Origin of the sequence: Streptomyces sp. LN549, assembly GCF_043203805.1 — a bacterium.
In the GTDB taxonomy this organism is placed as follows: domain Bacteria; phylum Actinomycetota; class Actinomycetes; order Streptomycetales; family Streptomycetaceae; genus Streptomyces.
Map to the genome: position 1 here is coordinate 892,264 of NZ_JAZHRI010000002.1, position 12,352 is coordinate 904,615.

Below are 12,352 nucleotides of genomic sequence, written 5' to 3' on the forward strand. Positions count from 1 at the left end.
CCACTGGGATCATGGCTGCCATGAACTCATCACCTGCAGGGGCCCCTTCGGTCGTCTTCGACCTGGACGGCACCCTCGTGGACAGCGAGCCGAACGCCTACGAATCGGTTCGGCTGCTGCTCGAACGGTACGGCGTGCCCGACTTCACCTGGGAACAGAACGCCCGCTTCGTCGGGATCAGCAACCCCGAGGCGCTGACGGTTCTGCGAGCCGAGTACGGCATCGCCGCGTCCGTCGACGAATTGGTGGCGGGTCAGGACGCGCTCTATCTGGACCTGGCGAGGAAGTCGACCGAAGTCTTCCCTCGCATGCGGGAGTTCGTCGAGCTGCTGCACGGCCGGGGCATCGCCATGGCGGTGGCGTCGGGCTCGTCCCTGGCCGGGATCGAGGCCGTGCTGACGAGCACCGGCCTGGGTGCCTTCCTCACCACGTACGTCTCCGCCGACGAGGTCAGGCGCGGGAAGCCGGAACCCGACGTGTTCCTGGAGGCCGCCCGGCGCCTGGGGGCCACGCCTGCCGACTGTGTGGTGGTGGAGGACGCGGCACCCGGTGTGAGGGCCGCGCACGCGGCGGGGATGCGCTGTATCGCGGTCCCCTATGTGCGGGCGAGCGCCACCGATCCGGTGTTCGCCGCGGCGGGGCTGCTCTTTCCCGGCGGGCAGGACGAGTTCACCGCGCAGGCCGCGTACGCGTGGCTGTTTCCCGGAACCGCACCGGTACCGGGCCGGCCGGGTCCGGCTTCCTGATCCGGTGGGCACTGCCGCCGGGCGGGGCCTGCCGGCCCGTCACCGTGCGGGCGGCCGGGGTGGGGTGACGGCCGGTCGCCCCCGGTCCGCGCGCCGGATATCCTGATCTTGCCGCGTGCCCCCACCCCGTCCCTCGTTCCGGGCGAGGTCGCCGCCGCGGCGGCCGGAGGGGTCCTCGGCCCGGGCTTTTCGAGATACGCGAGCTATTCGAGATAGGTGTGCACAGGTGCTGGTTGCTGGTCGGTACCGATTGATATCCGCCATCGGCCGTGGGGGGATGGGTGAGGTCTGGCGGGCTACGGACGAGGTCCTCGGCAGGGCCGTAGCCGTGAAGCTGCTGCTGGGCGAACACGCCGACGAGTCGGCGACCGCACGGTTCCGGCTGGAGGCCCAGACCGCCGCCCGGCTGAGCCACCCGCATCTGGTGGCCGTGTTCGACTTCGGGTCCTGGGAGGACCGGCTCTTCCTGGTGATGGAGCTGGTCGAGGGCAGGAGCCTCTCCGACCTGCTCCTGGCACAGGAGCGGCTGGGTCCGGAACAGGTCGCCCGGATCGCCGGCCAGGCGGCGGCCGGACTGGCGGCGGCCCACCGGCAGGGGATCGTCCACCGGGACATCAAGCCGGGAAACCTGATGCTGGACGCCGAGGGCTCCGTCAAGATCGGCGACTTCGGGATCGCCCAGTTCGTCGACGACCCCTCGGCCGCCCTCACCACGACGGGCCACATCGTCGGCACGAGTCTCTACCTCGCTCCGGAACGGGCCCTCGGCCGCACCGCCGGTGCCGCCTCGGACATGTACTCCCTCGGCTGCGTCATCTACCAACTACTGCTCGGCCAGCCGCCGTTCCGCTCGGACACCCCGACCGCGACCCTGTACCAGCATGTGGACACACCTCCCGTGCCGCTGCGGCAGCGGGGGGTCGACATGTCCGCGGCCTTCGACTCGTACCTTCTGGGCCTGCTCGCGAAGCAGCCCGAGGACCGGCCCAGCGCGCAGCAGGTCGCCGACTGGTTCCACAGCGAAGCCTGGCGAGGACAGGCCGAACCGCTGCCGCAGCACCGGCCCGCTCCGCCGCGGGCTCCGGCCGTCGGCTATGCGCCGACGCCCGCACCCCCCACGCCTGCCGCACAGCACAGCGGCGCGGACTCCGGGGCCCCGACGACGTACCGCCTGCCCCAGGCGCACGGCCGGGGGCGGCGTGCGGCGAACCGGCCCGCGAACAACCGGCGGCGCAGCACCCGCGAGGCGATCAGACGCCGGCCCAGAGTGGCCAGCGCCATCGCGGGCACGGTTGCCTTCCTCGCCGCCGTCTACTTGGGCATGAGCCTGTTCTCCCCTGATTCCAGCTCCGCCACCACTCCGGACGGCGGCACCTCGACGAGCGAGGCGCCGACCCCCGCACCCGGCCGGTAACCGGAGCCGCTACCAGCGGTCGTGGACCGCCGCGCGGATCCTGCGGTCGTAGAGGTCCCGCACCGCGTCGAGGGTGCGCTGCGGCAGCGGTTGCAGCGCCGCCGCGGCCGCGTTGGCCCGGGCCTGCTCCACCGAACGGGCACCGGGGATGACACTCGTGACGCCCTCCTGCTGAATGATCCAGCGCAGTGCCGTCCGGGCGGGGGTCGCCCCTTCCGGAGCGAGTCCGGCGAACTCGGCAGCCGCGGCCACCCCGGTGCCGTACTCGACACCGGAGAAGGTCTCGCCCTGGTCGAACGCCTCCCCGTGCCGGTTGTACGTGCGGTGGTCATCGGGCGCGAAGACGGTGTCCGCGGTGTATCTGCCGGAGAGCAGGCCGGAGGCGAGCGGCACCCGTGCGACGATGCCGACCCCGGCCGCACGCGCGGCCGGCAGGACCTCGTCCAGCGGCTTGAGGCGGAACGGGTTGAGGATGATCTGCACGCTCGCGACACCGGGGCGGGCGATGGCCGTCAGCGCCTCGGCACACGTTTCGACGCTCACCCCGTAGGCGGCGATCCGCTGCTCGGCGACCAGCGTGTCGAGGGCGTCATAGACCTCGTCCGAGGAGTAGACGGCCGTGGGCGGGCAGTGCAGCTGCACGAGGTCGAGGGTGTCCACCCCGAGGTTGGCCCGCGAGCGGTCGTTCCACGTACGGAAGTTGTCCAGGACGTAGTTCTCCGGTACCTGATCGGCGCGTCGGCCCATCTTCGTCGCCACGAGGACGCCAGCGTCGGGTCGCTCCTTCAGATAGCGGCCGATGAGCTGCTCGCTGCGCCCGTCCCCGTACACGTCCGCGGTGTCGAAGAAGGTGACGCCCGCCCCGACGGCGGCGTCGAGGACGTCGAAGGCATCCGCCTCGCGCACCTCGCCCCAGTCCCCGCCGAGCTGCCATGTGCCCTGCCCGACGACCGATACGTCCCGTCCGGTCCTGCCCAGTTCGCGCTGCTCCATGAGGATCATGTTACGTCCGCGGGGTGGCCGGCCCGGTGCGCCGCAAGCGCCGAGCGGAACGCTTCGTTCCCCGCGCTGTCCGGCCCTCTGCCGGGGCCGTCAGCCGGTGCCCTGGCCCAGTGCGGCGAGCCGCCGCGTCTCGTCCTCGGTCAGCCGCAGGGCCCCGGCCGCCACGTTGGCCTCCAGGTGAGCGGGGTTGCCCGTGCCCGGGATGGCCAGGACGTGCGGGCCCCGCTGGAGCGTCCAGGCGAGCCGGACCTGGGCGGGAGACGCGTCGTGGGCGCGGGCGATGCCGATCAGCTCCTCGTGCTCCGCGGTGATGTCCGAGCCGGCCTCGCGGCCCCCGGCGGCGATCGCGTAGAACGGCACGAAGGCGATGCCGAGTTCACCGCAGGTGCGCAGGATGTCCTCGGAGTCGGCGCGCCGTTCGCCGATGCCGTATCTGTTCTGCACGCAGACGACCGGCGCGATGGCCCGGGCTTCGGTGATCTGGTCGGGCCAGGCATTGGACAGGCCCAGGTGGCGGATGAGGCCCTCCTTACGCAGTTCGGCCAGCGCGCCGAACTGCTCGCTGATCGGGGCGGGCCCGTTCATCCGCAGGTTCACCACGTCGAGGTGGTCGCGGCCGAGTTGCCGGATGTTCTCCTCGACCTGTCCGCGCAGTTGCTCCGGCCTGGCCCAGTTCAGCCAGTCGCCGCCGGGGCCGCGGCCGGGGCCGACCTTGGTGGTGATGACCAGGTCGTCCGCGTACGGACCCAGTGCCCGGTTGATCAGTTCGTTGGCCGAGCGCAGGGGTGAGAAGTAGAACGCGGCCGTGTCGATGTGGTTGACGCCGAGCTCAACGGCCCGGCGCAGCACGGCGATCGCCCGGTCCCGGTCGTGCGGGCCCCGGTCGTCGCCGAACGCGGCGCCGTTCTGAGTCAGGCGCATGGCGCCGAAGCCGATCCGGTTGACCGTCAGATCGCCGAGTTTCCAGGTACCGGCAGCCGCCGCGTTGGGAGTTTCCGAGGTCAAGGCTGAAACCTTCCGTGAGCGATATACGAAGAGCGGCCAAGTGACGGTACGCCAGAACGCTTGCCTGATTCGTTGATTCATGATACGTTGGCGCCAACACGTCTATCGCTTCCATCACTTGGTGCGAATGCAGGATAGATCCATTCCGCCATTCAGTCCAGCCCCCTCGCGCCTCGACCGGCCCCCGGCCCCTCGCTTTCGATCGGGCCGCCGAACGACGCGACCTCTCTGCGCACGGCTGGACCGCGATCCCGGCCGCATGACTTCGATGCGGATACGGCGCGCCGGACAGCACCTGGTGACATCGCTCCCCCTCTCCCTGTGTGCCTGCTGTGCGATCGCACCATGTTGACTTGACGAGACTTGCCAACTCCCCTTCGTGCCACCTCAGTTCGTTGACGAGCTCATGCCTACGTGTGAGTGTTCGGTCGCCCGATCACGGACACCACCTGGGCAGACGACCGGCACCGGCAGCATGGGCGGGTCCGTCTCCCCGCGCCGGTGCCCGTGACCGAGGTCCCCACGAACCGAGGAGCCTCGATGAAACGCAGACCGATGACGGCCGGGACAACCCTGGCCGTCCTCGCCGGAATGCTGGTCGTCACCAGTGGCCAAACAGCTTCTGCAGAGCCGTCTCCGCCGGCCCCGACCGCACTCTCGACTGCCGTGTCGGCTGCCGACCGGGCGGCAGCCAGCGGTCTCGACGCCCTGGCCAAGGGGCCCGAGGAGCGGTACGAGCGGCACATGGTGACCCCATGGGTCAACGGGCTCTACTCCATCGCGTACGAACGCACCTACCGCGGCCTGCCGGTCGTCGGCGGCGACGCCGTCGTCGTGGCCGACTCCAGGGGCCGCGTCCGCGGATCCCAGTCAGCCGTCTCCCGGCGCATCAACGTGCCGGTCACCGCGTCCGTCTCCGCCGAGGCCGCCGAGGCCACCTCGCGCAGGAGGCTCCGCACGGTGGAGCGGGTCGACAGCCACCGCCTGGTCGTCCGGGCCATGGGCACGAAGTCCCGGCTGGCCTGGGAGACCGTGCTCACCGGCCGCACCGCGAAGGCACCGAGCCGGCTGCACGTCTTCGTCGACGCGGGCACCGGTGCGGTGCTCGACAGCTACGACGACGTCAAGGCCGGCACCGGCAACAGCCAGTGGAACGGGCCGGCCCCGCTGTCCATCAACACCACGTCTTCCGGGGGAAGTTACTCGCTGCGCGACCCGGGCCGTCCCGGGCTGAGCTGCGCCGACTACAGCACCGGGAGCGTCTTCACCAAGTCGAGCGACTCCTGGGGCACCGGCAGCGCCTCCAGCAAGGAGACCGGCTGCGTCGACGTCATGTGGGCGGCCCAGCACGAGTGGGACATGCTGCGCGACTGGCTGGGGCGCAACGGGCATGACGGCAACGGGCGCAGCTGGCCGGTCAAGGTCGGACTGAACGACGTCAACGCGTACTGGGACGGCTCCACCGTCTCCATCGGTCACAACAACGCCAATCAGTGGATCGGCGCCATGGACGTGGTGGGCCATGAGTTCGGCCATGGCATCGATCAGTACACGCCCGGCGGCGCGAACAACGAGTCCGGTCTCGGGGAGGCGACCGGCGACATCATGGGGGCGCTGACCGAGGCGTACACCAACGAGCCCGCCCCGTACGACGACCCGGACTACACCGTCGGCGAGAAGATCAACCTGGTGGGCAGCGGGCCGATCCGGATCATGTACGACCCGGGGCAGATCGGCGACCCGAACTGCTACAGCTCCTCCATACCCAGCACCGAGGAGCACGCGGCGGCAGGCCCCCTCAACCACTGGTTCTATCTGCTGGCCGAGGGATCGAACCCCGGCGGCGGCAAGCCCTCCAGCCCCACCTGCAACAGCTCCGCGGTCACCGGTGTGGGCATCCAGAGCGCCGGCAAGGTCTTCTACGGCGGCATGCTGCTCAAGACCAGCGGCATGACGTACAAGCGCTACCGCACGGCCACGCTCACCGCGGCCAGGAACCTCGACACCACCTGCGTGCTGTTCAACCGGGCGAAGTCCGCCTGGGACGCGGTCAGCGTCCCCGCCCAGAGCGGTGACCCGACCTGCGCGCCGAGCGGCAACAACGACTTCTCGATGTCCCTGGACCCGGCCTCCGGCTCCGTGAAACCCGGCAGTTCGGTGACCGCCACGGTCCGGACGACCGTTTCCTCCGGCAGCGCGCAGACGGTGAACCTGTCCGCGAGTGGACTGCCGAGCGGCGTGACCGTCTCCTTCAGCCCCTCCTCGGTGCAGTCCGGCGCGACGTCGGTCATGACCGTGTCGACGACATCGGGCGCGGCGCCCGGGACGTACACCTTCACGGTGAAGGGTGCGGGCGCCCAGGAGCACACCGCCCAGTACACCCTGACCCTCACCGACGGCGGCGGCAATCCCGGCGGCACGCCCCCCGACATCAGTGTCGCCAACGTGCAGGCTCACCTCGCCCAGCTGAACACCATCGCTTCTCAGAACGGTGGCAACCGGCGGGCCGGCAGCAGCGGTTACACGGCCTCGCTCGCCTATGTGAAGGGCAAGCTGCAGGCGGCCGGCTACACCGTCAGCGAACAGACCTGCAGCACCTGCACCTACCGCGGCAACAACCTGATCGCGGACTGGCCGGGCGGTCCGGCCGACCGGACCGTGATGTTCGGCGCCCACCTGGACGGAGTGGCCGCCGGTCCCGGCATCAACGACAACGGCTCCGGCTCCGCGACCCTGCTGGAGAACGCGCTCGCCCTGGCCCAGCAGAACCCGACCATGACCAAGCATGTGCGCTTCGCCTGGTGGAACGGTGAGGAGCAGGGCCTTGAGGGCTCCGAGTACTACGTCGGCCAGCTCACCGCTGCCCAGCGAACAGCCATCACCGCGTACTACAACTTCGACATGGTCGCCTCCACCAACGGCGGCTACTTCATCAACAACCTCAACTCCGCCGCATCGGCCCCGATGAAGGAGTACTGGACCTCGCTCGGCCTCGCCCCGGAGGAGAACGTCGAGGGCCAGGGGCGCTCGGACGACTACTCGTTCCAGCAGGGCGGCATAGCCACCTCGGGGTACGCGACCGGCGCCAGTGACACCAAGTCCTCCGCCCAGGCAGCCAAGTGGGGCGGCACCGCGGGCCGTTCGTACGACCCGTGTTACCACCAGTCGTGCGACACCACGGCCAACATCAACGCGACCGCACTCGACCGCAGCGCGGACGGGGTCGCCTACACGGTGTGGAAGACCGCTGTCGGCAGCACCGCGCCCGCCGACGACTTCTCCGTCTCGGTGAACCCGGTGTCCGGCAGTGTCCAGCCGGGCGCGTCCGTCACGGCGACCGTGTCCACGGCCACCACCAGCGGTTCCGCACAGAGTGTGCGGCTCACGGCCTCCGGTGCCCCGAGCGGGGTAACCGTCTCCTTCGCGCCGTCCTCCGTGCAGTCGGGCGAGTCGTCCACGATGACCGTCTCCGCCGGGGCACAGACCACCGCGGGTACGTACACCCTCACCGTGACCGGCGCGGGCACCGCCACCCACAGCACCACGTACTCGCTGGTCGTCGGGGGTGGCGGTACCTGCCAGGCGCGGCAGGTCGTCGCCAACGGCGGCTTCGAGAACGGCACGACGCCGTGGACCCAGTCGGACGGGGTCATCAACAACCGGACCGACGAGAAGCCCGCGCACAGCGGCGCCTACCAGGCCTGGTTCGGCGGCTGGGGCAGCACCCACAGCGACACCGCCACGCAGTCACTGACGGTTCCGGCGGGCTGCTCGACGTACCGGCTGTCGTTCTACCTGCGCACCGACACCGACGAGTCGGCGAGCGATGCGACCGCTTACGACACGTTCACCGTGAAGCTGGGTTCCCGGACGCTGGCCACGTACTCGAATCTCGACGCGAGCAGCGGCTATGTCCAGCAGTCCTTCGACGTCGGCTCCGCCGCGGGGCAGACGGTGACGCTGGGGTTCACCAGTAAGGAGGACGCCTACCTGCAGACCAGCTTCGTCGTGGACGACGTGGCACTGGACGTGAGCTGATCCACCGTCGGGGGAACGAGGGGCGGGGCGTGATCCACACGCCCCGCCCCTTCGTGTCAGCGGACCACCGCCGCCAGTCTGCTGACGAAGTCGTCGGTCTCCGGACTGCCTGCCGGGCGGGCGGCCAGTCTGGCGTGGAGTCCGCGCAGTTCCTGGCCGAGCAGCGTCGACGGATTCACCTCGGTGGTGTCCAGGACCGGGCCTGCCACGGCGTGCGCCGCCGACGGGTCGCCGGCGCACGCATGGGCGTCTGCCAGCCGGGCCAGGAACAGCATCCGCGCCGAGTGCATACCCGGTGGCAGCAGGCCGAGCGCCGTGCGGGCCGCCCCGACGGCGCGGAGCGCGAAACGACGGTCACCGGTGGCCGCGGCGAGATCGCGCAGGGCGCCGGCCGCACCGGACTCCACGCGCAGGCGTACCGAGGCGACGGAGAGCCAGGGCGCCTCCGTCTCGTCGCGTTCGCCTGCCCGGTCCATCTGCGACCGGGCCCGGTCGATGTGCCTCAGGGTCCGGGCGGCGTCGCCGCGGACCGCGTGACCGCGCGCCTGGTACAGATCACTCATGGCACCCGCCCAGTGCCGGCCCGCGGCGGCCTGGCCGATCGCGACACCGTAGGCAAGCGCCGACGGCCCGTCGCCCTCCAGCCGGGCCAGGGTACTCATGTCGCTGAGGGCCGCGACCTGTGTCCCGACGTGACCGGCCATGGCTGCCCACAACAACGAGCGGTCGAGCCATGCCATAGCGGTCCCGTTGCGGCCCCACAGCAGCCGCAGGCAGCCGGCCGACTGCGCGTACTCGGCGGCCAGGGGGGCCAGTTGACGTTGGTACGACGCCGCGGGGAGCGCCATCCAGCGGAGCATCGCATGCAGGGTGCGTTCGACGACGGCGGTCGCTCCCGGCCAGGCGCGTTCCTCGTCGGCGCGCAGACAGACCGCGAGCAGGGCCGTCAGCGCGTGCACGGTGTCGATGTCCAGGGCAGGGCGTGACTGCTCGTCCGGGCCCAGTGCGCAGAAGGCCGTGTGCAGGGCGATGACATCGGTGAGCACGGGGACCGAGCAGCCGTCCCTGCCGTGCACCGGGCAGACGAGTCCGTAGGCGGGCAGGCTCGCAGGAAGGACGGTCCCCGGCGGAAGCATCGCCGGAAGTGCTCCCCCCGCGGGCTCCCCGGGCAACGGCCCCCTCCGCACAGCAGCCGGCGCGCCGCGCCCGCCTCCCGCACGCTCCAGTGCCTCCACGGCCTCACAGGCCGCCAGCAACTCTCCCTCGGCCATCAGCAGTTCATCGAGACGGCGGGCCAGCGGCAGCGATGCCCTCCGGCTGCCGTGCTCCAGTTTGCTGATGGCGGTGTGGTCGTATCCGACCCGGGCCCCCACCTGGGCCTGTGTGAAGCCGGCCCGTCTGCGCCACTGACGCAACCGGGCACCGAACGACCGCCACACCTCAGCGGCACGGGCGTCCGCCGGGACAGGACCCATACCCTCGCTCACCCGGAACTCCGTCGCGCCTGGTCAAGGACGCCACGCGTGCCACGCTCACGGCTCATGCCCCGGAGGATAGCGAGCAGCCGTGCCCGCTGTCCCACCGCGTCGACAAGATGTCCGGTAACAGGCGCAGCGGTTTCCGGCGCACGCGTCCCCCGATCCTTCACACAGCTGCCCGACGGCTGTCCGGTTGCGGTGGCAACGGCACGCCGCCCCTCCTCGCCCACTTTGCCGCAGCATCACCATCTGAACCAACGGTCCGTCAGACCCATTGCAGGGACTGCCTCAAGGCATGGGAATTATGGTCAATCGGGAGATTGCAGTCGTCAGTTCTTGTTCCCAACAGAGCAAGTTCAAGCGGGTGTTGCACACCTATTGACGCATGGGGACGCAAGGGAGAAGTATCCCCATCGGCCGGAGAGAGCGCTCTCCGGCTTCGTGTCGTGCACCCGTACCGCGACTCAGGAGACAACCCCCATGTACGCACCCCCCTTGTTCCACAGACCCGCGCCCTCGACCGGAAGAAGACGTACCGGCGTACTGGCCGCCGTGGCCGGTCTCGTCGTCTCCCTGCTGGCCTTCGCGCCGTCCACCTCCGCGAGTGCGGCACCCTCGCTGCTCTCGCAGGGCAAGACGGTGACCGCATCCAGCCAGGAGAACTACGGCACCCCCGCCACGTCCGCCGTGGACGGCGACAACGGCACCCGCTGGTCCAGCGCCGCCTCCGACCCTCAGTGGCTCAAGGTCGACCTGGGCTCCGCCGCCTCGGTCAGCCAGATCGCGCTGAGGTGGGAGACCGCCTACGCCAAGAGCTACCGGATCGAGTTCTCCACGGACAACAGCACCTGGAGCACCGCCTACTCGACCACGACCGGCCCCGGCGGCAACGAGACGCTGAACGTCTCCGGCACCGCCCGCTACGTCCGGCTGACCGGCACCACGCGGGCCACCCAGTACGGGTACTCCCTCTGGGAGTTCCAGGTGTTCGGCACCACAGGCGGCGGAGGCGGCCCGCAGATCCCCGGCGGCGGCGACCTCGGCCCGAACGTCCTGGTCTTCGACCCGTCGACACCGGGCATCCAGGCCAAGGTCGACGAGATCTTCAAGCAGCAGGAGTCGGCCCAGTTCGGCACCGGCCGCTACGCGCTGATGTTCAAGCCGGGCACGTACAACAACATCAACGCGCAGATCGGCTTCTACACCCAGATCGCCGGCCTCGGCCTCAAGCCGGACGACACCACGTTCAACGGTGACGTGACCGTCGACGCGGGTTGGTTCAACGGCAACGCCACGCAGAACTTCTGGCGTTCGGCCGAGAACCTCGCGCTCAACCCCGTGAGCGGCACGGACCGCTGGGCCGTCTCGCAGGCCGCGCCCTTCCGCCGGATGCACGTCAAGGGCGGGCTCAACCTCGCGCCGAACGGCTACGGCTGGGCGAGTGGCGGGTACATCGCCGACAGCAAGATCGACGGCCAGGTCGGGCCGTACTCGCAGCAGCAGTGGTACACCCGGGACAGCTCCATCGGCAGCTGGGGCAACGGCGTCTGGAACATGACGTTCTCCGGCGTCGAGGGCGCACCCGCCCAGAGCTTCCCGAACCCCCCGTACACCACCCTCGACAACACCCCGGTCTCCCGCGAGAAGCCCTTCCTCTACCTGGACGGCAACGACTACAAGGTCTTCGTCCCCGCCAAGCGCACCAACGCACGCGGCGTCTCGTGGAACGGCACCCCGCAGGGCGAGTCCATCCCGCTGAGCCAGTTCTACGTGGTCAAGCCCGGGGCCTCCGCCGCCACCATCAACGCGGCGGTGCAGCAGGGCCTGCACCTGCTGTTCACGCCCGGGATCTACCACGTCGACCAGACGATCAACATCGACCGCGCCAACACGGTCGTGCTGGGTCTCGGTCTCGCGACGATCATCCCGGACAACGGGGTCACGGCCATCAAGGTCGGTGACGTGGACGGCGTGAAGCTCGCCGGTCTGCTCGTCGACGCCGGTCCGCAGAACTCGCAGGTGCTGGTCCAGGTCGGCCCCGACGGTGCCTCGGCCGACCACGCGGCGAACCCGACCACCGTCCAGGACGTGTTCGTCCGGGTCGGCGGCGCGGGCGCCGGCAAGGCCACCACCGGCATGGTCATCAACAACGACGACACGATCGTCGACCACACCTGGCTGTGGCGCGCCGACCACGGCGACGGGGTGGGCTGGGAGACCAACCGGTCCGACTACGGCCTCCAGGTCAACGGTGACGACGTGCTGGCGACCGGCCTGTTCGTCGAACACTTCAACAAGTACGACGTCCGCTGGTCCGGCGAGAGGGGCAAGACGATCTTCTTCCAGAACGAGAAGGCGTACGACGCCCCCAACCAGGCCGCCGTCCAGAACGGTGACACCAAGGGGTTCGCGGCCTACAAGGTCGACGACTCCGTCACCACCCACGAGGGCTGGGGACTGGGCAGCTACTGCTACTTCAACGTCGACCCGACCATCCGCCAGGACCACGGCTTCGAAGCACCGGTGAAGCCCGGCGTGAAGTTCCACGACCTGCTCGTCGTCTCCCTCGGCGGCCAGGGCCAGTACGAACACGTCATCAACAACACCGGATCGCCCACGTCCGGTACGTCCACCGTCCCGTCGAACGTGGTGTCGTTCCCCTGACGCAT

7 protein-coding genes are annotated in these 12,352 nt (G+C 70.1%); 4 read left to right on the forward strand and 3 right to left on the reverse strand.

All coding sequences use genetic code 11. The annotated features are described in order from the left end of the window. Nucleotides 1-20: 20 nt before the first annotated feature. Together SH922_RS04020 and SH922_RS04025 are read left to right on the forward strand one after the other, a co-directional pair. The gene (locus SH922_RS04020) at nt 21-746 is read left to right on the forward strand and encodes an HAD family hydrolase (protein WP_393054731.1); all 726 of its coding nucleotides are present in this window, start codon (nt 21-23) and stop codon (nt 744-746) included. Between the two features lie 277 nt (nt 747-1,023). Continuing rightward, complete coding sequence (locus tag SH922_RS04025) at nt 1,024-2,160, forward strand: serine/threonine-protein kinase (protein ID WP_393054733.1); 1,137 nt, start codon at nt 1,024-1,026, stop codon at nt 2,158-2,160. A gap of 9 nt (nt 2,161-2,169) precedes the next feature. Here SH922_RS04025 and SH922_RS04030 read toward each other — a convergent pair whose 3' ends face one another. After that, the gene (locus tag SH922_RS04030; protein WP_393054735.1) at nt 2,170-3,162 is read right to left on the reverse strand and encodes an aldo/keto reductase; all 993 of its coding nucleotides are present in this window, start codon (nt 3,160-3,162) and stop codon (nt 2,170-2,172) included. A 90-nt stretch (nt 3,163-3,252) separates the two neighbouring features. Further along, nucleotides 3,253-4,167, reverse strand: coding sequence for an aldo/keto reductase (locus SH922_RS04035; protein ID WP_393054737.1), 915 nt, complete (start codon nt 4,165-4,167; stop codon nt 3,253-3,255). A 555-nt stretch (nt 4,168-4,722) separates the two neighbouring features. On the opposite strand from SH922_RS04035, the gene SH922_RS04040 reads away from it, so the two are divergent. Beyond that, complete coding sequence (locus SH922_RS04040; RefSeq protein ID WP_393063459.1) at nt 4,723-8,205, forward strand: M28 family peptidase; 3,483 nt, start codon at nt 4,723-4,725, stop codon at nt 8,203-8,205. A gap of 56 nt (nt 8,206-8,261) precedes the next feature. On the opposite strand, the gene SH922_RS04045 is transcribed toward SH922_RS04040, so the two are convergent. Next, a complete protein-coding gene (locus SH922_RS04045; RefSeq protein ID WP_393054739.1) occupies nt 8,262-9,692 on the reverse strand; it encodes a helix-turn-helix domain-containing protein in 1,431 nt (476 codons plus the stop codon). A gap of 471 nt (nt 9,693-10,163) precedes the next feature. Here SH922_RS04045 and SH922_RS04050 point away from each other — a divergent pair, with 471 nt between their 5' ends. Next, complete coding sequence (locus SH922_RS04050) at nt 10,164-12,347, forward strand: discoidin domain-containing protein (RefSeq protein ID WP_393054740.1); 2,184 nt, start codon at nt 10,164-10,166, stop codon at nt 12,345-12,347. Nucleotides 12,348-12,352 lie beyond the last annotated feature (5 nt).

Coding starts and splice junctions, on each gene's coding strand:
- SH922_RS04040 (WP_393063459.1), top strand. CDS start 4,723: ATGACGGCCGGGACAACCCTGGCCGTCCTCGCCGGAATGCTGGTCGTC.
- SH922_RS04025 (WP_393054733.1), top strand. CDS start 1,024: ATGGGTGAGGTCTGGCGGGCTACGGACGAGGTCCTCGGCAGGGCCGTA.
- SH922_RS04030 (WP_393054735.1), bottom strand. CDS start 3,162: ATGATCCTCATGGAGCAGCGCGAACTGGGCAGGACCGGACGGGACGTA.
- SH922_RS04050 (WP_393054740.1), top strand. CDS start 10,164: ATGTACGCACCCCCCTTGTTCCACAGACCCGCGCCCTCGACCGGAAGA.
- SH922_RS04020 (WP_393054731.1), top strand. CDS start 21: ATGAACTCATCACCTGCAGGGGCCCCTTCGGTCGTCTTCGACCTGGAC.